The following is a 21,553-nucleotide window of genomic DNA, read 5'->3' as shown; positions in this document are numbered from 1 at the left end:
GCCCGTGCGGGGCGCGGCGGCCAGCGTCGTCGGCCATGCCGCGGCCGGTGCCGCGGCTAGCCGAGTCAGGTCAGACGACGTCCTGGGTCTTGGCGAAGCGGGTGATCGCGCGCTGGGTGCCGCGGTTGGCGAGCACCTGGATGATGGCGCTGACCGATGCGGAGATCAGGGCGAAGGTCAGGGCGGAGCGCAGCGTGGTGGGGACGTCGTCCTCGTGGCCCGTGGGCGGCTTGTTGCCCGTGGACTTTTCCCAGATGGTGTCCACCAGCTTGGTGCCGGCAAAGCCGGCCAAGAGGCTGATGCCGGTGCCGAGCAGCTTGATGACGATGTTCATTCTTCGGTCTCCTTGGGACGGGAACGGCTTTCCCCTAGCCTAGCGTTCCGGTGTCAGGACCATCCGCAGGGCCTCGACCACGAGGTCGTGGTCCGCCTTCTGAGGCAGGCCGGAGACCGTGACGACGGCGACGGCGCCCGTGCCGCGCACGTAGATCGGGAACGCTCCGCCGTGGGCGGCGAACTCCGTCTGATCCCACCAGGCGTTGTCCTCGATCCTTCCGCCGGCAGCCCGGGCCCGGAGGCCCACCAGCAGCGACGGGACCTCGTACCGCAGTGCGGTGCGCTTCTTGGCGTTGATCCAGCGCTCGTTGTCCGGCGTGGCGCCGTCCAGTGCGGCATGGAAGAGCACCTGCTCGCCTTTGGTGATGTCGACGGCGATGGGCAGCGAGCGTTGCCTGCCCAGCTCGACCAGGAGGAGGCCGAGGTCCAGGGCATCGTCCTTGCTGAACGCGGCGAACTGGAGCGCATCCATCTCGGCCAGCACGCGGCCGATGAGCGCCGCCAGTGACCCCGGCGGCTGCGGCTCGCTCGAGTCAGGGTCGTATTCCCCGGAGGGATCGTGTGTGGCTGGTGTCTGCGGCAAAATAATCCAGCTTCCCGTAGGTGACGCGGCCGCCCGCTGGCGGGTCCGGGTGTCCGACACGTCGACTCTATCAAGCAGCTTTTCCCGGCCGCGGTGGCCGGCCCTTTCCGGCCCCCGATTGTGACGGCACACCACTGAAAACCCGGCCGTCCGGGTGTAAACTGAGCCAGCCCACAAGGGCGAAATAATTTACGACAGGGGAGCGCCGCCGCCGGGCATCGCCGGAAATATCCGGGGAAACCGTTGGTGGGCGCTGAGAGTGCGGACAGCCGCAGACCCTCGAACCTGATCCGGTTAGTACCGGCGCAAGGGAGTCGAGTTCTCAGGGTGCGCGGAGGGCGGCGGAAGCCGAGGCCAGCCGGAGCACCCTCCCCTCCTGTTCCTCAGGAGGACGACATGACAGATATTTCAGCACAGCATGGTTCCGCCAGCCGTTCATCCGCCCGGCGCGACTACAGCTGGCGGGTGGTGGACATCGTGGTGGCCGCGTTGATCGCCGTTGCCGGCGGCGTCATTTTCTGGGCCTGGTCCCAGGGCGCGAACCTGATTTCCGCCCCGGTCAACGCGCTCTACCCGCCGCTGAGCGGACTGTACGCCGGCGGCTGGATGATCCCGGCGGTGCTGGGCATGCTCATCATCCGCAAACCGGGTGCCGCACTCTTTTGTGAAACCGTCGCGGCCACGGGCGAGCTCATCATGGGTTCGCAGTATGGCACCACCGTACTGATCTCCGGGATCCTGCAGGGCCTCGGCGCGGAACTGGTCTTCGCGGCCTTCCTCTACAAGAAGTTCAACCTGCCGGTGTCCCTGCTCGCCGGAGCCGGCGCGGGCCTCTTCTGCGGCCTGAACGATTCCTTCCTGCCGTGGGGCTGGAACATCGCCTACGCAGCCGGGGACAAGCTCGCCTACATCGTTTTCACCACAATCTCGGGCGCAATCATTGCCGGCGGACTGGCCTGGCTCGCCACCCGCGGCCTGGCCAAGACCGGAGTGCTGGGCTCCTTTGCCTCCCGCAAGGCTGCCACGGAACCCGTGTTCTCCTGATCCCTCCCATCCTAAATTCTGCAGGGAACCCATGAGATCTTCACCAGGCGTCCGGCCGGCCGCCGTCACAGCCCGCGGCTGGGGCTGGCGGCATGCCGGACGGCCCCGACCCGCGGTCAGCGGCCTTGACCTGGACATCCGGCCGGGGGAGCGCGTGCTTCTGCTGGGGCCCTCTGGCGCCGGCAAATCGACCCTGCTCCACGCCCTGGCTGGCGTGCTGGGCGACGGCGCGGCCGGCGCCTCGGGGTTAGCGGGCGACTCTGGCGACGCCGACGAGACCGGAAGCCTGCTGATCGACGGTGCCCCGCCACGGGCGCAGCGCGGCCGCGCCGGGCTTGTGCAGCAGGACCCGGAAACCCAGGTGGTGCTTTCCCGCGTCGGCGACGACGTCGCCTTCGGGGCGGAGAACCTCGCGGTCCCGGCGCCAGAGATCTGGCCGCGCGTGCGCGAGGCGCTCGACGACGTCGGGCTGGGCGGGCTGCCGCTGGACCACCCAACCGCGGCCCTCTCCGGCGGACAAAAGCAGCGGCTGGCGCTCGCCGGGATCCTCGCGATGCGGCCGGGGCTGCTGCTGCTCGACGAGCCGACCGCCAACCTCGACCCGGCCGGCGTCCTGGAGGTCCGGGATGCCGTGGGCCGCTGCCTGGACAAGACCGGCGCCACCCTGGTGGTCGTGGAGCACCGGGTGGGGATCTGGAAAGACCTGGTGGACAGGATTGTGGTGCTGCAGCCCGGGTCCGCCCCGGACTCCGCGGTATTGAACTCCGCCGTACTCATTGACGGGCCGCCGGACCAGGTCCTGGCCGAGGCGCGGGACATGCTCATTGGTGCGGGCGTCTGGGTGCCGGGCTACGTCCCGGCGACCCGGACGCGGCTGCCGGCGCGTAACGCCGGGCAGCTCCTGCTCGCGGCCGACGGGCTCGCGGTGTCCCGCGAGCGGCCGCGGCGCGCCGGGCTGCGCGACGGCTTCCGCACGATCGCGCCGCGTCCGGTCCAGACCGGGGTTTCGGTCCAGGTCCGCGCCGGCGAGGCCTTGACCATCACCGGACCGAACGGCGCGGGGAAGTCCACCCTCGCGCTGACGCTGGCCGGTCTCCTGCGACCCGTTGCCGGGACGGTCTCGGCCGCTCCGGAGCTCGCTGGGGGCGCGGGTGGCCACTCCGGCGGTCACTCTGCTGGCCACTCCATTGGTCGATTCAGCAGCGGCGCCGGAACCGATCCATACCGGTGGAAGCCCCAGCAGCTGATCGCCAGAATAGGCACCGTGTTCCAGGAACCCGAGCACCAGTTCGTCACGGGCAGGGTCCTGGACGAGCTCATGTTCGGCCCCCGCCACCTCGGCTACGGCGAAGACCGCGTGGATGAGCTGCTGGAGCGGCTGCGGCTGACAGATCTCGTGGACGCCAACCCCTACACGCTCTCCGGCGGCGAGAAGCGCCGCCTTTCGGTAGCCACGGTGCTGGCGGCGCACCCGCAGGTGCTGGTTCTGGACGAACCCACCTTCGGCCAGGATGCCAACACCTGGGCCGAACTCGCGTCGTTCCTGTCCGAGCTCCTCGACGCCGGCACCGCCGTCGTCTCTGTGACGCACGACGCCGAATTCAGCGCCGTCCTCGGCGGCACCGAACTCCGCCTCCGGCCGCGAGAAACCGCCGCCGTTCCGGGCCCGGAACTTGAGCTGCCGGAAGGGGCCACGCCATGAGGGACGCACTGAGCCTGCGCGGCAACCATGCGCTGCTGACCCGCGCCAACCCGCTCGCCAAGTTCACGGCGGTCACCCTGATCACCATGGTCCTGGCGCTGTCCATTGACTGGGTCTCGGCGTCGGTGGCGCTGGCCTTCGAGCTGCTGCTCCTGCCGCTGGCCGGCCTGACCTTGGCGCTGCTGTGGCAGCGGGGCTGGCCGCTGATCCTCGCGGCGGCGCTGGGCGGCTGGAGCACCGCCATCCTGGCGCCCGACGCCGGTTCCGTGCTGGTCGACGCCGGGATCTGGTCCATCAGTGCCGGCTCCCTGCAGCTGGGGATCGGCTTCATGCTCCGCGGGCTTGCCATCGCACTGCCTGCGGTGCTGCTGATGAGCTGCACCGACCCCACAGACCTGGCGGACGCCCTGGCCCAGAACGCAAAACTGCCGCACCGGTTCGTCCTGGGCACCTTGGCCGCCATGCGGCTGGTCGGGATCATGACCGAGCAATGGCAGACGATCGGCATGGCCCGGCGGGCCCGCGGGGTGGGCTCGAGCGGTAACCCCTATCAGCGGTTCCGCGCCACCCTGGGCCAGAGCTTCGGCCTGCTGGTGCAGGCGATCCGGAGCGCCTCGCGGCTCGCGGTGACCATGGAGGCCCGCGGCTTCGGCGGCGCCGCGCGGACCTGGGCCAGGCCGTCTACTTTCAGTGGGCTGGACGCCTGGGTGCTGCTGGGCGGGCTCGGCATCGCGGCAGCAGCCGCCGCCGCGGCCCTTGTGGCGGGCACCTGGAACCTTGTCTTCCTCACGCACCAGTAGGCGTCGCCGCAACCGCCGGCGCCACTGGCGAAGCCATTGACGGCACTACTGATTCAAGCGCCACCGTGCACCGCAGTGCGCGGGTTATCGCATGATGCGGGTATCCCTGTGAGATTAACGGCATTCCGGCCGGAATGCCGGGGGTTAATAAATCATCCGTGATATTTTCGGGACATGACTCAACCGACTGCTGAACATGTAGGCCTCCTGCTCCGCGAAGCCCGCGGGGCGAAAGGCTGGACTCAGGGACAACTCGCCGCCGAGCTCGGCACCAGCCAGAGCGCCATCGCCCGGATGGAACAGGGAAAGCAGAACCTGAGCCTGAAGATGATCCAGCGGCTGGAGGCGATCGTCGGGCACAGCATCGTCAAGGTGGGCCGGCCCCAGATGACCCACCTCCGGGTCGAGGGCGGCCGCACGCTGGCCGGTGCGGTGGACGTCAACAGCAGCAAGAATGCCGGCGTCGCGCTGTTGTGCGCCAGCCTCATCAACCGCGGCACCACCACCCTGCGCCGGCTGGCCCGGATCGAGGAAGTCAACCGGATCGTGGAGGTGCTGACCAGCATCGGCGTCGAATGCACCTGGCTCAACGCAAACGACCTCCAGATCCGCCGCCCCGCGGTCCTGGACCTGGCATCCATGGATGTGGAGGCGGCCCGCCGGACCCGCAGCGTCATCATGCTCCTGGGGCCGCTGCTGGACGAGACCGACACCTACCGGCTGCCATACGCCGGCGGCTGCGACCTTGGCACGCGCACCGTGCAGCCGCACATGCAGGCACTGCGCCAGTTCGGCCTGAGCGTGGAGGCGAAGTCCGGGTTCTACGCGGTGCAGGCACCGCCGTCGGACGCCCATGACCGCTCCTTCGTGCTGAGCGAACGCGGCGACACGGTGACCGAGAACGCCATCATGGCCGCAGCCCACCGCCGCGGCACCACCATCATCCGCAACGCCAGCCCCAACTACATGGTGCAGGATCTCTGCTTCTACCTGCAGATGCTCGGGGTGGAAATCGCGGGGGTTGGCACCACCACGCTGGAGATCACCGGCTGCCCGTCGATCGACGCCGACGTCGAATACTTCCCGTCCGAGGACCCGATTGAGGCGATGAGCCTCATCACCGCCGGCATCGTGACGAACTCGGAAGTCACAATCCGCCGGGTCCCGATTGAGTTCATGGAAATCGAACTCGCCACGCTCGAGCAGATGGGCCAGCGGCTCGAGGTCTCCGGGGAATACTTTGCCCGCAACGGCCGCACCCGCCTGGTGGACGTCACCACCAAGCCCTCGGAACTGCGGGCGCCGGAGGACAAAATCCACCCGATGCCTTTCCCTGGCCTGAACATCGACAACCTGCCCTTCTTCGCGGTGATCGCCGCCAACGCCCACGGCCAGACCATGATCCATGACTGGGTCTACGAGAACCGGGCCATCTACCTGACGGAACTGAACAAACTGGGCGCCCAGGTCCAGCTGCTCGATCCCCACCGGATTTATGTCAACGGCCCCACCAAGTGGCGTGCCGCCGAGGTGGGCTGCCCGCCGGCCCTCCGCCCCGCAGCCTGCCTGCTGCTGGCCATGCTGGCCGCCCGCGGGGTCTCGGAGCTGCGCAACATTTATGTCATTGAGCGCGGCTATGAGGATCTGGCCGAACGGCTCAACACCATCGGCGCGAAGATTGAGTATTTCCAAGACTGATTCCAGACCGGCCCAAGCGACGCGGGGTCACTCCATGCCCATCCGAAGGCGTGGGATGGGCGTGGAGTGACCCCGCGTCGGTGTAGGGGCGTTTCTGCCGATCCTGACGCACAATAGATTCATGCGCACGTTCGGCGTGGAGGAAGAACTGCTGATAGTGGACCCCGAATCGGGGATGTTGCTTGCCCTCGCCGACCTGATGTTGCCCAACCTGGTGCCGCCGAAGGAACCGGACACCGCCAGGATTCACGCGACAGAGAAACCGGTCCACGAGGGCGCAGACTTCAGCTACGAGCTCAAGCTCGAGCAGATCGAGACCCAGACGCATCCGTGCCTTGAGTACACGGAGCTGCTCCGGCAGCTCAGGCGGGGCCGGACCCTGGCGGACCAGGCCGCGCGGGCTCACGGCGGCCGCGTCGCAGCCCTGGCCACGTCGCCCCAAGGCTCCGCCACGCACCTGACGCCGAATCCACGCTACATGACCATGCAGCAACGCTTCGGGCTCACCGTCCGGAACCAACTGACCTGCGGCCTCCACGTCCACACCTATGTGGAGTCCCCGGAGGAGGGCGTGGCCGTGATGGACCGGATCCGCGACAAGCTTGCGGTGCTGATTGCAATCAGCGCGAATTCCCCGTTCTGGAACGGGGCCGAGACCGGATTCGAAAGCTACCGGACCCAGGCGTGGAACCGCTGGCCGGGGTCCGGTCCCACAATGATCTTCGGCAGCCTGCCCGTCTACCGCCGGGTGGTGACCCGGCTGGTGCAAAGCGGCGTCCTGATGGATGAGGGGATGGTCTATTTCGACGCGCGGCTGTGCCGGCAGCATCCCACCGTGGAGATCCGGGTCGCCGATGTGTGCCTGCGGGCCGAGGACGCTGCCCTGATTGCCGTCCTGGTGCGCGCCCTCGTGGAATCGGCGGTGCGGGAGTGGAACGACGGCGTCGACCCCGCACCGGTGCCCACACTGCTGCTGCGGATGGCCGCCTGGCAGGCCAGCAACTGCGGACTGCGCGGGGAGCTCCTGGACTTTGGAACCTTCACCCCTGCCCCGGCCGCGGACGTGGTCAGGGCACTGGTGGATTTCGTGGCCCCGGTGCTCGAGGAGCAGGGCGAGCTGGAGCTGGTGCGCGCGGGCGTCGAGCGGATCCTGGCGGAGGGCACCGGTTCGCAGCTGCAGCGCGGGCCGTTCCGGGCGGGCGGACTGCCCGCCGTCGTCGAACGGGCCGTCGAACTGACTACCCAGGGGGCCGCGCCGGGTACCGCCACCAAGGGACGGGCCGACGAGGGATCGCCCCTGGGCAGGGTTCGCCGGGGCTGACGGGGAGCCGGCAGCGCCAGATCTGCTTGAAGACTGGCCCTGAGCGCTAGACCTGTTTGAGCGCTAGACCTGTTTGAGCGCCTGGCCGAGGTCGCGGATCAAGTCCTCGACGTCCTCCAGGCCCACCGAAAGTCGGACCACGCCGTCGCTGAGCCCGATCGCCGCACGGCCTTCCAGGCCCATCGCGCGGTGCGTGGTAGTGGCCGGGTGCGTAATGAGCGTCTTGGCGTCGCCAAGGTTGTTGGAGATGTCGATGATCCGCAGCGCGTCCAGCAGCGCGAAGGCGGCCTGCTTCGCAGTTCGTCCCGGCGAAGGCGAAAGCTCCAGCGTAAGCACGGTCCCGCCGGCCTTCATCTGCTTCACCGCGAGGGGGTACTGCGGGTGGGACGGCAGCAGCGGGTACTTGACCCAACTGACCGCCGGCTGTCCCTCAAGCCATTCCGCCAGCCGCAGGGCAGAGGCCGAGGAATGGTTGACGCGCAGGGCCATGGTCTCCAGGCCCTTGGTGAGCACCCAGGCATTGAAGGCCGAGAGAGCCGGACCGGTGTGCCGCATGAGCTGCCTGACGGGCCCGTCAATGAATTCCTTGGTGCCCAGGATGGCGCCGCCCAGGACCCTGCCCTGGCCGTCGATGTGCTTGGTGCCGGAGTACACCACCACGTCCGCGCCGAGGTCTCCGCAACGCTGCAGCAGCGGGGTGGCGAAGACGTTGTCGACCACCACTGTGGCGCCGGCGGCATGCGCCAGTTCGCTCACGGCGGTGATGTCCACGATTTCCTGCATGGGGTTCGACGGCGACTCGAAGAACACCGCCGTGGTCGGCTCGGACAGCGCAGCCTGCCACTGCTCCAGGTCCGGTCCGTCCACGAAGACCGTCTCCACACCCCAGCGCGGCAGGATCTCGTTGAGGATCACGAAACAGGAGCCGAACAGTGAGCGGGCTGCGACGACGCGGTCGCCGGCAGCCAACAGCGCGCCCAGGGCAGTGAAGACGGCGGACATGCCGGACGCCGTCGCAAAACATGCCTCGGTTCCCTCGAGCAGCCGGAGCCGCTCCTGGAATGTCGCGACGGATGGGTTGCCGTAGCGGGAGTAGACGAAGCGCTCGTCCTCCCCAGTGAAGGCGCGCTCGGCGGCGGCCGCGGACTCGTAGACGAATCCTGAATTGAGGAAGATTGGCTCGGTGGTTTCCTGGAAGCCGGTGCGGTCCAGGCCGCCGCGGACAGCCTGGGTGTCGGCGGCCCAGCCGGAGGCGTCGGGATTGAACGTCACTAGATTTTTCCGAGGTTGGTGGGCAGGCCGCGGTTCTTCCAGCCGTTGACGGTGCGTTCGCCAAAGCGGTCGGTCTCGCCTTCGAAGCCCTCAAGAACGTTGTACGAGGTGTAGCCGGCGGCCGTCGCGGCCGTCGCGGCGGCGATCGACCGGGCACCGGAGCGGCACAGGAACACCAGTTCGACGGCGGTGTGCTCCGGTGCTTGCCGCTTTAGCTGTTCCACGAAGTGCGGATTCGGCGTGCCGCCGGCAAGGTTCCACTGGATGAAGAGCGGATCATTTTCTGCGGACTTGGTGTCCGGGATGCCGATGTGGGCCCATTCGCCCTCGGTCCGGACATCCACCAGAATGGCTCCCGCCTCAAGCTTGGCCCACGCCTCAGTAGGGCTGAGGTCTCCTGCGTAGCTCATGCGTGCCCCTCGAATGCCCCAACAGCGTCAAACTCGTCGGCGTCGAGCTCATCAACCGCATTGGCCACGGCGGCGTCCGCGCTCGCAATGGCAGCCGGCAGCACCAGCGCCTGCGCCACGATCACGGTGCTGCCGTTGAAGCTGGCGGCGGGGCTTCCATGCAGGACGTAGCCCTCGGCCAATGCGGCCGACACGCGCTCACAAAAGGCGCGGTCATCCGCACCGGTGAACAGGCGGTAGGCCAGCCTTTCCTCGCCGGCGGGGGCTGCGCTGGTTGCTGCACGGGTGGCTGTGTCTGGGGCGGCGGATGAACTGAGTATTTCGGGTACAGCGGGTGTTGACGTGTCGGGCACGACGGATCTCCTCTTTCACGCTTGCAGCTCGAATGGTCGATATGCCGAGTATTCACCTGAGGCACCCCGCCGCGAAAAGGGAGGGTTGCCGACCGGCCAGTCAGGGCTTGGCGCCGGTTCTCATTACTCCCCAAAAACGTAACACCAACGACGTCGGCCCGCACGGCCGCCGTCGTCATGTTCCGTAACCGGGCCACGCCCGACAGCCTGTGCCGGCCGGCGGACCGTATGCGTGCCTCAGGCAAGTAGTAGCGGGCTCCAACTTCGGGTATTGCCCACTCGTGTGTGCGCGGACGATTCGCCGTCTACTAGGGGAATGGTCCTGCGTGTCGGCGCGAGTTGCGGCAGATCCGGGCAGTCCGTCAATCGAGCAGTCCGTCAATCAGCAGTCCGTAAATCGAGTCGTCCGTCAACAAGCCTATGAATCGGTGGCCGGAACCGTCGGAGCCGCAGCAGCGGCCCCGCCGGTGACGGCGGAATGGAGCAATTGTGGGCCCGCGCATACTGGTTACCGGGATAGCAAGCGCCGCCGGCCGTACGGTCGCGGCCCAACTCGAAGCCCGCGGCCTTCCGTATCTGGGCTCCGACGCCCGCGCCGACACTCGCCAGGCGGAGGCTGCTCCCTCCGCAGCCGCGGCCAGGCTCTTGCCCGCGACGGACCCGGACATGATCCTGGACCTGCGCCGGCTGGTGGATCGCGAAGCCATCAACGTCATCATTCCGACCCTCACCGTGGAACTTCCGGTCCTGGCCGCAGCCCGTGCCGGATTCGCCCAGGACGTGCGGATCATCGTGGGCGACCCTGCCGCGGTGGCGCTCGCCAACGACAACCTGTTTACCACCTGGGCGTTGCAGGCAGCCGGCATTCCGGTGCCCCGGTTCGGCGTTCCGGGCGACCTCGCTGCCGCGCCGGCATCCCTAGCCGGCCTCAGCGGTCCCGTGGTGGTCAAGCCGCGGGTCTTCGAAGGCTCCCGTGGGGTCCACGTGCTGGCCGGAACGGCCTCCGTCACCTGGAAGAACATGCCCGCGGGGCAGCTTGTCCAGGAGTTCATCCCGGGCGCCGACTATGTCTGCCTGGTGTTTGGCACCCCGGCACGCAACGCGATGGCGCCAGTGGCGGTGGTCCTGGAGAAGACCAGGACTCCGTATGGACGCGCCGGCAGCGACGAGGTAAGTCGCAGGGTGCCCGCCAGCGAGGCCGGGGACGTACGGAAGCTGGGCCTGGCCGCCGTCCGCACGCTCGGGCTGACCGGGCCAGTCCAGGTCCAGATCCGCCGCCGCGCGGACGGAACCCCTGTGGTGCTGGGAGTCTGCGCGACCCTCGGGGAGAACAGTACGTGGGCCCCGGAAATGCTCGACGCCGTACTGGCAACCTTCATGCTCCCGGCGTTCAACCCCGCCTCGTTCCGGCGGTGCCCGGCAATTCCAGCGGACGCCCTGGGGTGAGGACCAGCACGCCTGGCCCCGGCCCCGCCCCCGACCATGGTCCGGTCAGTGCGTGATGAGATGGGACCCATGTCCAGGCCGGCGCGGGCTGCCGGCCTGGCTCCTGAACAAGCCGATCAGCCCAACGGTCAGTGCCGTCGCCAGGAAGAGGATCAGCCGCACGGTACCTGCCAGGAGCATGAGCAGCACTAATCCGAAAATAAGGGGCAAACACAATATGAAAACGGTGACGAGGGTAACAACATAGCCGAATGTGATGCCAACAAGGGTTGCCTGATCCATTGGACTGCCGTTCATAACGCTAGGGCGATTCCCTGACTTCTGCCGAAACCTGCGGCAGCCGTGCGGCATGTGGCCCAGGGCCACTTCCGCGGTTCCGGACAGCTTTGGGCCAAGCAGGATCCCGCACCGCCGGCTGTTGCGGGGTCAGCTCCTCCGGGAGCCGGCCCGTCAACCATGTGCCCTAACGACAGAACGGCGAGGGCCCCCGCGCCCCGCCGTGCGGTTCGCGTCTATGCCGGGGCCCCTGCAGGACTTGCTCGATTTTCAATTCAGCTGCCCGGCGCTGCTGATCAAAAGTCCTCAACTGCCGGGTGGTCGGTGCCGGTGTCTCCGGAAAACTCTTGGCTGCCGCGCCGCGCGCTCTGTTCTGCGCGGAAGGTTCCTGGCTCACGCTCATGGATGGATCGTCCCACCTAGCCACTGTGGCGGACAGGGTCTTCAGGCCTTCATGCTGCGCGCCCTGCTAAACCAAAAAACCAACGCGGGGTCACTTACGGCCCGTCCGGGGCAGCGGGATGGGCCGTAAGTGACCCCGTGTTGCTATTCGATCGTGGAGAACAAGGCGCTGAGTTCGGCCGTGAGCTGGCGACGTAGTTCCGGGGTGCCGATTTCCTGGCCGTCGATGTGGTTCACCGGGGCCAGGAGACGGATGCTGGAGATCAGCCAGACCGCGTCGGCGTCCAGCAGGTCCTTCGGCTCCAACGGGCCGTAGCCCAGCTCCCAGCCGGCAGCTTTGGCGGCGGTGAACAGGGCACCCTGTGAGGTGCCCGGCAGGATGCCGCTGTCCAGCTGGGGCGTGATGAGCCGCCGGATGGTGCGGAGGCCGCCGGCGCCGTCGTCCGCGGTTTCCAGGTGGGCCAGCAGAACGGTCGACGTCGGTCCCTCCAGGACCCGGCCGTCTGCGGACGTGAAGATGACGTCGTCGGCGCCGTGCCGGTGGGCGTAGCGCAGCGCTGCCATGTTCACGGCGTAGGAGAGGGTTTTGGCGCCGAGCAGCAGCCAGGGCGCGCGCTCGCCGACTTCGCTGTCATAGCCACGGTCCAGCAGCATGACGTCGATTCCGGTCTCGCGCTGCCGTCGGCCCGCGGCCGCGGGTGGGGAGGCCTGGACCCAGCACGTGGGGGCGGCGGCGCCCTCCGGCCCACGGGTGACGAGCAGTTTCACTACAACCTCGTCCGTGCCGCCCGCTGCCGGCATGGCAGGATCTTGGCGCCGGAACTCGCCGATGGCCGTGTCCACCGCGCGCCGCCAGGCGTCCTCTGCCGGGATGTCCAGCTCCAGGAGTCGGGCCGAACCGGCCAGCCGGGTCAGGTGTGCCTGGATTTTGCGGGGCCTGCCGCCGACCGCCAGCAGCGATTCAAAAACGCCATCGCCACGAGTGGCGCCAAGGTCCGTGGCCATCAATTGCGGCTGCGTCGCGTCGGCAACCCGGCCGCCTTCGAACGCCGGGTCCAGGAAGACCAGCACGGTCGCGGGTGCAGGAACGGGGGCAGGAGTGGTCATGGCTACAGCTTAGTCTCGGTGGTCCCGGGATAGGATTTGCTGGTTGCCCGTTCCGGAACTGTTCCGCGGGCTTGTACTTTGAGGGGTTCGCCTGTGCTGTGGCCATTTCCGCTGGCGGAAACTTTACCGTCCTGGGCAATCATGATCCTGACCGTGATCGACTTCGCCATCCGGGTGCTGGCCCTGGGCATCATCCCCGGAAACCGGCGGCCCACCACGGCAATGGCGTGGCTGCTGGGCATCTTCATTTTGCCCGTCCTGGGCCTGGCCTTGTTCCTGCTGTTTGGCAACTTCCGGCTCTCCCGCCGCCGCCGCGCCCAGCAGGATGCGGTCAATACCCGCATCCGGGCCGGAACCTCGGACCTGCAGGCTGTCGAAAGCCGCTACGCCGGTCCCGAATGGGTGGCGTCCGCCGCTGAACTGAACAGGACGCTGGGATCGCTGCCCATGGTGGATGGCAACAGCGTGGAGCTGCTGCCCGGCTACCCCGATTCCATGAAGGCGATGGCCGCGGCGGTCCGCGGCGCCAACTCCTTCGTCAATGCCGAGTTCTACATCATGAGCTCGGACCACGTCACGGACGATCTGCTCACCGCACTGGAGGAGGCGGCGGAGCGCGGCGTCGAGGTCCGCGTCCTGTTCGACCACCTCGGCACGCTCCGGATTAAGGGCTACCGCCGGCTGAAGGCAAGGCTCAACGCCAGCAAGATCCGTTGGCGGCCCATGCTGCCGCTAAGTCCGGTGCACGGCCAGTGGCGCCGGCCGGACCTCCGCAATCACCGCAAGATCATGGTGATCGACGGCGAAATCGCGTTCACCGGATCCCAGAACCTGATCGAGCCGTCGTACAACAATCCCAAGCACCGCAAGGTGGGCCGCGAATGGGTGGAGCTCATGGCCTGCATGCGCGGGCCGATTGTCACCACCCTGAATGTGGTTTTCGCGACCGACTGGCTGAGCGAAACCGACGAATCCCTGGAAGAGCAGCTCGAACACGAGCCGGAGTCCCACCCCGGAAACATCACGGCGCAGGTGGTCCCCAGCGGCCCGGGATTCATTACCGAGAACAACCTGAGGCTCTTCAACACCTTGATTTACTCGGCGCAGCACAAGGTCTCGCTCTGCAGCCCTTACTTCGTCCCGGACGACTCCCTGCTCTATGCGGTGACCACGGCGGCGCAGCGCGGCGTCGAGGTGGAACTCTTCGTCTCGGAAAAGGGCGACCAGTTCCTGGTCCACCACGCGCAGCAGTCGTACTACCAGGCCCTGCTCGAGGCCGGGGTGCGGATTTACCTGTACAAGGCGCCGTTCGTGCTGCACGCCAAGCACTTCACCATCGACGACGAGGTTGCCGTGCTGGGCTCCAGCAACATGGACATGCGCTCCTTCTCGCTGAACCTCGAGGTATCCGTCATGCTCCTCGGTGAGGACATCGTGCAGCGGATCCGCGCCGTGGAGGACACTTACCGCACCATCTCGCACGAGCTGCTGCTCGATGACTGGATGAAACGGCCCATGCAGGTCAAATACGTGGACAATGTGGCAAGGCTGAGCGCAACCCTGCAGTAGCGCTGCCGCTGGCGGGACGGCCGCCGGGAACGTCAGCCTGCGGAACTCAGGCGCTGGGGAACTGGGCGCCCAGCGCCGAGAGGACGCCGAACGCCTTGGTCCGGACTTCCTCGTACTCCTCCTGCGGGGACGAGTCGGCGGTGACGGCGCCGCCGACGCCGAGGCTCAGGTCCGCCGTGCCGTCGTCCAGCGCTCTCATCACGAGGGTCCGGATCGCCACCGAAAGGTCGGCGGCCCCGTTCAGGGAGAAGTAGCCGATTGCCCCGGAGTACACGCCCCGCGGCGCGGCCTCCAGCCGCTCCAGGATGGCCATGGTGCTGACCTTCGGGGCGCCGGTCATCGAGCCTGCGGGGAAGCATGCGGCCACCGCCTCGGCCCGCGGCAGTCCGGGCCGCAGACGGGCATCGATGGTGCTCACCATCTGGTGCACGGTGGCGTAGCTCTCGATCGCACACAGCCGGCTGACGGCTACCGACCCCGGCACGGCGAAATGGCTGAGGTCATTGCGCAGCAGGTCCACGATCATGATGTTTTCCGCGCGGTCCTTGGCCGAGGACTCCAGTTCCTGCCGCAGCGCAGCGTCCGCGTCCGGTTTCGCATCCCGGCGGCGCGTGCCCTTGATCGGTTCGGCCCGCATCCCGCCGTCCGCGGCAATCTGCAGGAAGCGCTCCGGAGACGTGCTCGCTACGGCGAGTTCGCCGAAGCGCAGAAAGCTGGCGAAGGGGGCCGGGTTGCGGCGCCGCAGGTCCAGGTAGGTCGGCCAAGGGTCCAAGCCCTGGGGGCCAGCGGGCGAGTTGGCGGTGAGTGCCGTGGTCAGGCAGACCTCGTACGTGTTGCCTTCCGCAATCTCCCGCTGGGCCTCGGTGACCTTGGCCTTGTAGCCGGCTTCCGTGTCCCGGGCAGTGAAGTGCGGGGCGCTCGGTTGCCCGGGAGCGTTGCCCAGAAGCGCGGTCCCGGGCGCCGAGGCGGCCGCGGCGACGGCCGCGCGGGCCGCCTCGAGCCAGTCCCCGGCATCGGGTGCGTCCAGGGTCAGCAGCCAGGTGGTGCCCTCGGCATGGTCAAGGACCACGGCGCGGCCGGCGAAGAGCAGGCAGGCGTCAGGGGTTGCGGCGGCCACGTCGTTGCCGCCGGATTCGCGTTTGAGCTCATAGCCGAGGTACCCGAGCCAGCCCAGGGTGAATTCGCAGGGGTAGGCCTCGGGTGCCTGGAGCGCCCGGCGCCCCCACACGCCGTCGAGCCAGCGGAAGAACGGGCCGTCGGTGGTCACAGCGGCCTGGCCTGTACTGACGCGGGTCCGTCCAGAACTGTGCTGGACGGCCTGGCCGAAGCGGCCGCCGTCGTCGGCCAAGATGCTGAAACGGCTGCGCTCCGCGGCCTCCGGGGCGAGGCCTGCCGGGTCGAGGGAGGAGTCGAGCCACACGGAGTTGGTTGAACCGCCGAAAAGCGCCGCAAACAGCTGCTCGGCCTCGGGTCGGGCGTCGATCCGTTCTGCCAGCAACTGCAGGCCAAGCCGGGCGGCGAGTTCGGGCAGCAGGGCGGGGGCCACTGCCGGGATGTACTGGAGGGCCTGCAGGACGTCGTCGGGTGCGGTGCCGTCCGCGCGGTTGAGTACTTGCACATCGGCGCGGGCAGGGACGTCGTCGGCCGCCAGCCACTCCGCTTCCTGTGCAGCCCACTGGTCCCAAAAAGGTTCGTAGGTGTCGCCGTCCCGGGCCAGCGCCCTGGCCCGGCGGTCGGCGTCGGAGGAGTCCGCCCAGATCACGGCGTCCAGCCAGGGGAGTGCTGCTGCTGCTGCGGCGCCGACGCCCTCCACCAAGACGATTTCGGCAGGGTGTGTCGTGCGGGCCTCGCCGTCGTAGTGCCGCTCCCAGTCCCAGCTGACCCACTCCGCGCTTTCCCCGCGCCGCAGGGGCGAAAGCACGGTGGTGACGTAGCGTTCAATCCCGGCGGCGAGCCCATTCCAACCGGGATAGATTTCCTCGAGGTGGAAGAGTGAGACTTTGCGGTGTTCCCTGAGCCGCGCCGCCAATTCGATGGCCAGGGTGGTCTTGCCGGAGCCGGACCGTCCGTCGATTGCGATGATGACGGGTGCGGGGCTCATGAAATAGAGCGTACCCGCTGGCCTTCGCTGCCGTGGCGTTGCCCGTCCTGCCGCAGAAGCTCGGTGCGCACGTGCTGCACAATCCCCGGAACTGAGGCCCGGATGAGGTTCCAGGTGGTGTCGAAATCGGTGTGGCCGCCGTACCACGGGTCCTCGATCCCCTGCTCCAGCGGGTCCTTGTCCGCCACCGCGGGGTCGAAGCTGCGGAGCATGCGGATCTTGGCCAAGGATTCCCGGTCCGGCGCTGCCTGCCGGAGCCAGCCGTAGTGGTCGACGTCGAGGGCCAGGATCAGCTCCCGGCTGGCGAACCATTCGGGCTGCCATTCACGCGCCACGTGGCGGTCCGATGCGATGTTGTGGGCTGTGAGTTTGCGCGCGGCCCGGGGATCGATGGGCCGGCCGGCCTCATACGCTGTGGTCCCGGCGGAATCGACCACGGCCCCGCTGAGGTGCTCGGCCCGGAATGCCTCCGCCAGCATGAGTTCGGCCATCGGGGACCGGCAGATGTTTCCGGTGCAGACCGCGATGATCCGGTACTGGCTCGACAGTGAGGTCATAGCTAAGCATGAACGATCCGGGTCCTCTTGGCTAGCTGGCCCCCGCAAAGTGTTACAAAAAATGTCAATAGATATTCAGTTTTTGTCATGCCTGTTTCCGTCGGCAGGCGAGTCGCGTGCGGCCGGTCCCAGCCCGAGGCGCCGGACCAGCGCGTCGAGGACTGGCAGCTGGCCCTTCACCAGCCTGGACCGGGCTTCGGGCTCGGCGGTCCATTCGGCGCGGTCGATCTCGGGGAAACTGCTGATCGTGCCGGATCCTCGCGGCCACTCCAGGCTGAAGGTGTTGCTCACGATTTGTTCGGGCTGAAAGTCGGACTCGGCCGTGAAGACCGTAATGATCTTGCCGGAGGGCTGGCGGAAATCGCCGAGCCGGTGGTAGTCGGCGGCAGGTGCCGGGGTGCCGATTTCCTCAGCGAATTCGCGGTGCGCAGCCGCCAGGGGGTCCTCGTCGGCCGGGTATTCACCCTTGGGGATGGACCAGCCCTGGGCCTCCTTGCGGGCCCAGAACGGCCCGCCCATATGGGCTATCCAGACCTCCAGCTGCGGCGCGGCGCCGGGTTGGGGCAGCGCGTTGCTGGGCCGGGATGTACTCCTCAGCCGGTACAGCAGAATGCCGGCGCTCCGAACGGTCATGGCTCCTCCTGCCCCAAGGCTATTCCCTCCGGTTCTGAATCAGGTTCGGAATCGAGAATCAGGCTAGCGACGGCCCCGTTGGTGCCGGCCGGGCTGGTCTGCGGCCGGGGGCGGCGCCTAGTGGATCGCGGCCAGCAGGATGCCGACGCCGACAAAGAGCCCGCCGAAGGTCCGGTTCAGGACCTTCTGTCCGCCGGCATCGCGGGTGAAGCGCTGGAAGGACCGGGCCGCTGCCGCGAAGAAGAACCACATGACCAGGACGTCGATCACGATCACCGTGGCGGCCAGGACCATGTATTGCGGCAGCAGCGGCTGCTCCGGCCGGATGAACTGGGGCATGAAGGCCAGGAAGAAGACCACGGCTTTCGGGTTGAGCAGATTGACCCAGAGGCCGCGGCGGAACATGGAGAGGCCCGGTTCGTTGCGCAGGGCCGCGGCCTTCTCCTGGTCCAGGTCCGGCTTGTGCAGGAACTGCCGGATGCCCAGGTAGACCAGGTAGGCGGCGCCGGCGTAGCGGATCACGTTGAAGGCGATCGGCGAGCTCGCCACGAGCACCCCGACGCCGAGGGCCACGATCAGGATGTGCACCACGAGGGCAGCCTGCTGGCCCAGGATGCCCCAGAGGGAACGGCGGAATCCGGAGTTCAGGGAGTTGCTCATGGTGTTGATGGCGCCCGCGCCGGGAGTGAAGCTGATCAGGACGCCGGCGCCGGCCAGGGCCAGCCAAAGGGAGGGTTGCACCAGCCAAGTTTACGGTCCCGGCCGTGGCCAACCTGGCGGGCCGCCGGGATAACCCACGGGAGTCAGCCGCGGCGCAGGCCGTAGCTGAGAATCATGTTGCCTTTGCTCGTCTGCTGGGACGACTGCAGCTCCAGCCGGGTGAGGGGATCACCGTCGTTGAACAGCCGCCGCCCGCTGCCCGCGATCACGGGATGGACAATCAGCATCAGGGTGTCGAGCAGTCCGGCGAACAGCAGTTGGTGGACCAGGGAGATGCTGCTGAAGACGCCTATTTCGCCGCCGTCGCTGTCTTTCAGGCCGGCAACGAAGTCCTCCAGCGGGCCTTCGATCAGGCGCGAATTCTGCCACTCCAGCTCCCCGGTCAGGGTCCGGGACGCGACAAACTTCGGCAGCGGATTGATGAACCCCGCGAAGTCGGCATCGCTTTCGGCGTTGGGCCAGTACTGTGCCCACTGCTGGTACCCGACGCGGCCCAGGAGCGCGGTGTCGATCCGTCCCATCATTTCGCCCATCCCGCCACCCAGCTCTTCGTCGAAGCTGTCGAATTGCCACAGGAACGGGTCTTCAACCACGCCGTCCACAGAGCAGAAAAGGCCGGCCGTCAATTTGCGCATGGGGTTCTCCTTACGGGGGTCTCTAGTGAGGTCTCCAGTGCACCCTATCCGCTGACCCGGAAGCAGGGAATGGCTGGCGAAAACTCGTTGGCGGCCGCCCCGGAGGATGACTGTGCCGCTAGGACGGCGAGCCTTGGACGTGCCGGGGCGCGCCCAAGACCCGCTAAGGGCTAGCCGTTGGACGTGTAGCCATCCGTGGCAGTGCCGTCCGGGCCGCCGTGGCCTCCGCCGGGTCCGCCCTGGCCTTCCTCGGTTGCGGTCACGGTGAAGTTCGCATCCAGCAGGACGGTCGCGCGGGTGCCGTCCGCCTTCGTGATGTGGGCTTCGTAGGTGGCGCCGTCGGCGTCGGTCTCCATCCGCTCGATCGTCGCGTTCGGCTGGGCGGCCTTCACCGCCGTCTCGACCTTCGTCGCGGCGTCGCCAGTGAGGACCTGCTCCGTCTTCCCGTTGGCCTGGTGTGGCCCGCGCTGGCCGCCGGTGCCGTAGCCATCGGTGGCCTGGGTCGAGGACGAGCCGCTGGTGGAATCAGCTGCCATCGCGGGGATGGCCGATGCGCCGATGGCGCCGCCGCCGATCACCGCAGCGAGCATGATGCCCGCGGTGGTTTTGTTGATCTTTGCCATAGTGGAACTCCTTTGCTGAGGCCCGGATGCCGGACCGGCCGAGTTTTCGGCTTGGACCCAGCCTCAGCCGCCCAGTTATGGCTGCACTTTCGGCAGGCTGTGCCCGTGCTGTGACACCAGTGGCGGCCGCTCAGGCCCGGGCGATGACCTCGCCGTTGGGAATCAGGAACCAGCCGTCGTCGGTGGAGCCCCACCGGTGCCAGCCCGCGGAAATCCGGGCCAGGTCCGCCTCGCTGGCAAAGCCGTACTCGAGCGCCTGGTCGGCAAAGGATGAATGCAGCACCCGCTCGCCCCACACCCGGGCCTGCCAGCGCCGCTCATGCCCGGTGGCGTAGAGCCAGTTGCTGCTGGACGGCGCCACGTCCGTGAACCCGGCGGCCTGCGCCCAGGACACGAGCCGGCGTCCGGCGTCGGGCTCGGCGCCGTTGCGGCGGGCGATCCGCTGGTACAACTCCATCCAGTCGTCGAGCTCGGGGATGGCCGGGTACCAGCTCATGCCGTGGAAATCGGCGTCGCGCACCGCCACGATCCCGCCGGCCTTGGCCGCCCGGCGCATCTCCCGCAGGGCCGCGACCGGGTCCGTGAGGTGCTGGAGGACCTGATGGGCGTGGACGACGTCGAACGACTCGTCCGGGAAGTCGAGGTCATAGATGTTGCCGGCGGCAAAGTCGACGTTGTCCACGCCGCGCTCGACGGCGAGGCCCGCGGCCTGGGCGATGATGTCGGCAGAGCGGTCCAGGCCCGTGACCCTGCCCGGTGCCACCAGTTCCGCGAAGTCGCACGTGATGCTGCCCGGCCCGCACCCGACGTCGAGGACGTTCGCCCCGGGCGTGAGATACGGGATCACGAACGCTGCCGAGTTCTCCGCCGTGCGGGCGGCATGGGCACGGACCACCGACTCGTGGTGGCCGTGTGTGTACACGTCGTCAGGCTGCTGCGCACTCATGGTGGAACGCTACCCTCCCGCGGACGGAAAAGTGCAGATCCGCCCAACAGCGTCGGGGCTCCGTCGGTAGGCAGTATTTTGCGGCTGGCCGTCAGCTTTGCCGCTTCCGGCGCCGAAGATTCTGCGGATGAATGGAGGAGTGAAAAACAACAGCAGCAATGACTGCGGCCGCCGTCGGCGTCGGCAGGCGCTTCCGCCGGAGCACGCACCCGGAGGTGGCACCGAACGCTGTGCGCCCGGATGTGCCGCCGAACGCTTAAGCAGCCGGAGGCGGCGCCTCTTGGCCAGCCGCAGGCTGCTGCGCGCCTGTGACGGCGCCGCTGCGCGTCAGCCGGGGCGGTGCTCCGCTACGGGGCCGCGGGCGGCTTCCTCGCCGGCCCGGACGGTGGCATCGATCATTGAGTTCATGAACCGGGTGACAATCGCCAGTTCCTCCGGCGTGAAGCTTTCCATCGCCGCGCCCATGTGGCGGGCCAGCGGGAGGAACATGGCGCTGCCGTCGCGGTAGGCCTTGGGGGTCATGCGCAGCTGCACCTGGCGACGGTCCGCGCCCTCGCGCTCGCGGACCACGTGGCCGGAACTGTGGAGCCGGTCGATCAGTGCGGTGGTGGCAGGGGAGCTGAGGCTCAGCTCTTTCCGGAGCACTCCCGGGGTGACGATCTGGTCGCGTGCCGTGTGCCGCATGATGACGGCAAGGGCGTTGAGATCCGTGCGGTGCATGTCGTTGCGGCCGCCGGCGGAGTCCACATAGCGGTTGGCTTCGAGGGTGAATTCCTGGAGGAGCCGGACGAGGGGCGGCGGGCCGGCCGCTGCGGGGGTTCCCGGGGCTTCGGCTGACACAGCGGATCTCCCTTTCCTTGATGCGGCGTTCCTGTAAGTGGCCGCGGCGGTCTGGTCCCGGCCGGCCGGCGTCGTTCACGGCCACTTGGTGAGTTTAGTGCGTGTTTACTGCAGCCCGGAAGATTCTGCGGCGGACGGCGAGGGACTTCCCACCATTTTCCTCCGGCTACGCCCCAATG

At 68.0% G+C, this 21,553-nt stretch carries 22 protein-coding genes and 2 riboswitches; of the genes, 7 read left to right on the top strand and 15 right to left on the bottom strand.

Annotation, left to right across the window (positions count from 1 at the left end):
* Positions 1 to 70: 70 nt before the first annotated feature.
* The gene (locus AC1DKQ_RS08720; protein WP_476885909.1) at positions 71 to 334 is read right to left on the bottom strand and encodes a DUF4235 domain-containing protein; all 264 of its coding nucleotides are present in this window, start codon (positions 332 to 334) and stop codon (positions 71 to 73) included.
* A 39-nt stretch (positions 335 to 373) separates the two neighbouring features.
* Complete coding sequence (locus AC1DKQ_RS08715; protein ID WP_476885910.1) at positions 374 to 919, bottom strand: heme-degrading domain-containing protein; 546 nt, start codon at positions 917 to 919, stop codon at positions 374 to 376.
* Positions 920 to 1,105: 186 nt separating this feature from the next.
* A riboswitch (TPP riboswitch) is annotated at positions 1,106 to 1,249 on the top strand.
* 66 nt (positions 1,250 to 1,315) lie between these two features.
* Here AC1DKQ_RS08715 and AC1DKQ_RS08710 point away from each other — a divergent pair.
* The 5 genes from AC1DKQ_RS08710 to AC1DKQ_RS08690 all read left to right on the top strand — a co-directional run bounded on the left by AC1DKQ_RS08710 (position 1,316) and on the right by AC1DKQ_RS08690 (position 7,484).
* Positions 1,316 to 1,963 carry an ECF transporter S component gene (locus tag AC1DKQ_RS08710; RefSeq protein ID WP_476885911.1) on the top strand — a complete coding sequence of 216 codons (648 nt, stop codon included), beginning with the start codon at positions 1,316 to 1,318 and terminating at the stop codon, positions 1,961 to 1,963.
* 31 nt (positions 1,964 to 1,994) lie between these two features.
* The gene (locus AC1DKQ_RS08705) at positions 1,995 to 3,665 is read left to right on the top strand and encodes an ABC transporter ATP-binding protein (RefSeq protein WP_476918729.1); all 1,671 of its coding nucleotides are present in this window, start codon (positions 1,995 to 1,997) and stop codon (positions 3,663 to 3,665) included.
* On the top strand, positions 3,662 to 4,465 hold the full coding sequence (locus AC1DKQ_RS08700; RefSeq protein WP_476918728.1) for an energy-coupling factor transporter transmembrane component T family protein: 804 nt from the start codon (positions 3,662 to 3,664) through the stop codon (positions 4,463 to 4,465). Before AC1DKQ_RS08705 ends, AC1DKQ_RS08700 begins: the two co-directional genes overlap by 4 nt.
* A 174-nt stretch (positions 4,466 to 4,639) precedes the next feature.
* The gene (locus AC1DKQ_RS08695) at positions 4,640 to 6,163 is read left to right on the top strand and encodes a UDP-N-acetylglucosamine 1-carboxyvinyltransferase (RefSeq protein WP_476885914.1); all 1,524 of its coding nucleotides are present in this window, start codon (positions 4,640 to 4,642) and stop codon (positions 6,161 to 6,163) included.
* A gap of 121 nt (positions 6,164 to 6,284) precedes the next feature.
* Entirely contained in the window at positions 6,285 to 7,484 is a 1,200-nt protein-coding gene (locus tag AC1DKQ_RS08690) for a glutamate--cysteine ligase 2 (protein WP_476918727.1), read from the top strand.
* Between the two features lie 63 nt (positions 7,485 to 7,547).
* On the opposite strand, the gene AC1DKQ_RS08685 is transcribed toward AC1DKQ_RS08690, so the two are convergent.
* Genes AC1DKQ_RS08685 through AC1DKQ_RS08675 form a run of 3 tightly spaced genes read right to left on the bottom strand, consistent with a single transcriptional unit; the run spans position 7,548 to position 9,411 of the window.
* Complete coding sequence (locus AC1DKQ_RS08685; RefSeq protein WP_476918726.1) at positions 7,548 to 8,756, bottom strand: O-succinylhomoserine sulfhydrylase; 1,209 nt, start codon at positions 8,754 to 8,756, stop codon at positions 7,548 to 7,550.
* Positions 8,756 to 9,166: a rhodanese-like domain-containing protein gene (locus tag AC1DKQ_RS08680; RefSeq protein WP_476918725.1), complete on the bottom strand. Its 411-nt coding sequence runs from the start codon at positions 9,164 to 9,166 to the stop codon at positions 8,756 to 8,758. Before AC1DKQ_RS08680 ends, AC1DKQ_RS08685 begins: the two co-directional genes overlap by 1 nt.
* The gene (locus AC1DKQ_RS08675) at positions 9,163 to 9,411 is read right to left on the bottom strand and encodes a DUF1737 domain-containing protein (protein ID WP_277527213.1); all 249 of its coding nucleotides are present in this window, start codon (positions 9,409 to 9,411) and stop codon (positions 9,163 to 9,165) included. The genes AC1DKQ_RS08680 and AC1DKQ_RS08675 overlap by 4 nt, the downstream gene beginning before the upstream one ends.
* Positions 9,412 to 9,531: 120 nt before the next feature.
* Positions 9,532 to 9,647: riboswitch (SAM riboswitch) on the bottom strand.
* A 361-nt stretch (positions 9,648 to 10,008) separates the two neighbouring features.
* Between AC1DKQ_RS08675 and AC1DKQ_RS08670 the strand changes: the two genes are divergently transcribed.
* Positions 10,009 to 10,965 carry an ATP-grasp domain-containing protein gene (locus AC1DKQ_RS08670; protein WP_476885918.1) on the top strand — a complete coding sequence of 319 codons (957 nt, stop codon included), beginning with the start codon at positions 10,009 to 10,011 and terminating at the stop codon, positions 10,963 to 10,965.
* A gap of 45 nt (positions 10,966 to 11,010) precedes the next feature.
* Here the strand turns inward: AC1DKQ_RS08670 and AC1DKQ_RS08665 are convergent, their stop codons facing one another.
* Both AC1DKQ_RS08665 and AC1DKQ_RS08660 read right to left on the bottom strand, forming a co-directional pair.
* The gene (locus AC1DKQ_RS08665; RefSeq protein ID WP_476918724.1) at positions 11,011 to 11,247 is read right to left on the bottom strand and encodes a hypothetical protein; all 237 of its coding nucleotides are present in this window, start codon (positions 11,245 to 11,247) and stop codon (positions 11,011 to 11,013) included.
* 540 nt (positions 11,248 to 11,787) lie between these two features.
* Positions 11,788 to 12,750 (bottom strand): aminodeoxychorismate lyase, encoded by a 963-nt coding sequence (locus AC1DKQ_RS08660; RefSeq protein ID WP_476918723.1) that lies wholly within the window; start codon positions 12,748 to 12,750, stop codon positions 11,788 to 11,790.
* 93 nt (positions 12,751 to 12,843) lie between these two features.
* Here AC1DKQ_RS08660 and cls point away from each other — a divergent pair, with 93 nt between their 5' ends.
* Positions 12,844 to 14,319, top strand: coding sequence for a cardiolipin synthase (gene cls / locus AC1DKQ_RS08655; RefSeq protein ID WP_476918722.1), 1,476 nt, complete (start codon positions 12,844 to 12,846; stop codon positions 14,317 to 14,319).
* A 46-nt stretch (positions 14,320 to 14,365) separates the two neighbouring features.
* On the opposite strand, the gene pabB is transcribed toward cls, so the two are convergent.
* The 8 genes from pabB to AC1DKQ_RS08615 all read right to left on the bottom strand — a co-directional run bounded on the left by pabB (position 14,366) and on the right by AC1DKQ_RS08615 (position 21,374).
* Positions 14,366 to 16,420: an aminodeoxychorismate synthase component I gene (gene pabB, locus AC1DKQ_RS08650; protein ID WP_476918721.1), complete on the bottom strand. Its 2,055-nt coding sequence runs from the start codon at positions 16,418 to 16,420 to the stop codon at positions 14,366 to 14,368.
* Entirely contained in the window at positions 16,417 to 16,977 is a 561-nt protein-coding gene (locus AC1DKQ_RS08645; RefSeq protein WP_476918720.1) for a low molecular weight protein-tyrosine-phosphatase, read from the bottom strand. Before AC1DKQ_RS08645 ends, pabB begins: the two co-directional genes overlap by 4 nt.
* Positions 16,978 to 17,052: 75 nt before the next feature.
* Entirely contained in the window at positions 17,053 to 17,610 is a 558-nt protein-coding gene (locus tag AC1DKQ_RS08640; protein WP_476918719.1) for an NUDIX hydrolase, read from the bottom strand.
* A gap of 117 nt (positions 17,611 to 17,727) precedes the next feature.
* Entirely contained in the window at positions 17,728 to 18,351 is a 624-nt protein-coding gene (locus tag AC1DKQ_RS08635) for a LysE family transporter (RefSeq protein WP_476918718.1), read from the bottom strand.
* A gap of 62 nt (positions 18,352 to 18,413) precedes the next feature.
* Complete coding sequence (locus AC1DKQ_RS08630; protein WP_476918717.1) at positions 18,414 to 18,965, bottom strand: dihydrofolate reductase family protein; 552 nt, start codon at positions 18,963 to 18,965, stop codon at positions 18,414 to 18,416.
* 170 nt (positions 18,966 to 19,135) lie between these two features.
* Positions 19,136 to 19,588: a hypothetical protein gene (locus tag AC1DKQ_RS08625; RefSeq protein ID WP_476918716.1), complete on the bottom strand. Its 453-nt coding sequence runs from the start codon at positions 19,586 to 19,588 to the stop codon at positions 19,136 to 19,138.
* Between the two features lie 130 nt (positions 19,589 to 19,718).
* Positions 19,719 to 20,534 carry a methyltransferase domain-containing protein gene (locus AC1DKQ_RS08620; RefSeq protein ID WP_476885473.1) on the bottom strand — a complete coding sequence of 272 codons (816 nt, stop codon included), beginning with the start codon at positions 20,532 to 20,534 and terminating at the stop codon, positions 19,719 to 19,721.
* Between the two features lie 327 nt (positions 20,535 to 20,861).
* On the bottom strand, positions 20,862 to 21,374 hold the full coding sequence (locus AC1DKQ_RS08615) for a MarR family winged helix-turn-helix transcriptional regulator (RefSeq protein WP_476918715.1): 513 nt from the start codon (positions 21,372 to 21,374) through the stop codon (positions 20,862 to 20,864).
* Positions 21,375 to 21,553: the final 179 nt, after the last annotated feature.

The sequence above is a fragment of the Arthrobacter sp. 05L421 genome, assembly GCF_056397785.1.
Note: the sequence above shows the minus strand (reverse complement) of the source record. Positions and strands in the feature narration are given on the sequence as shown.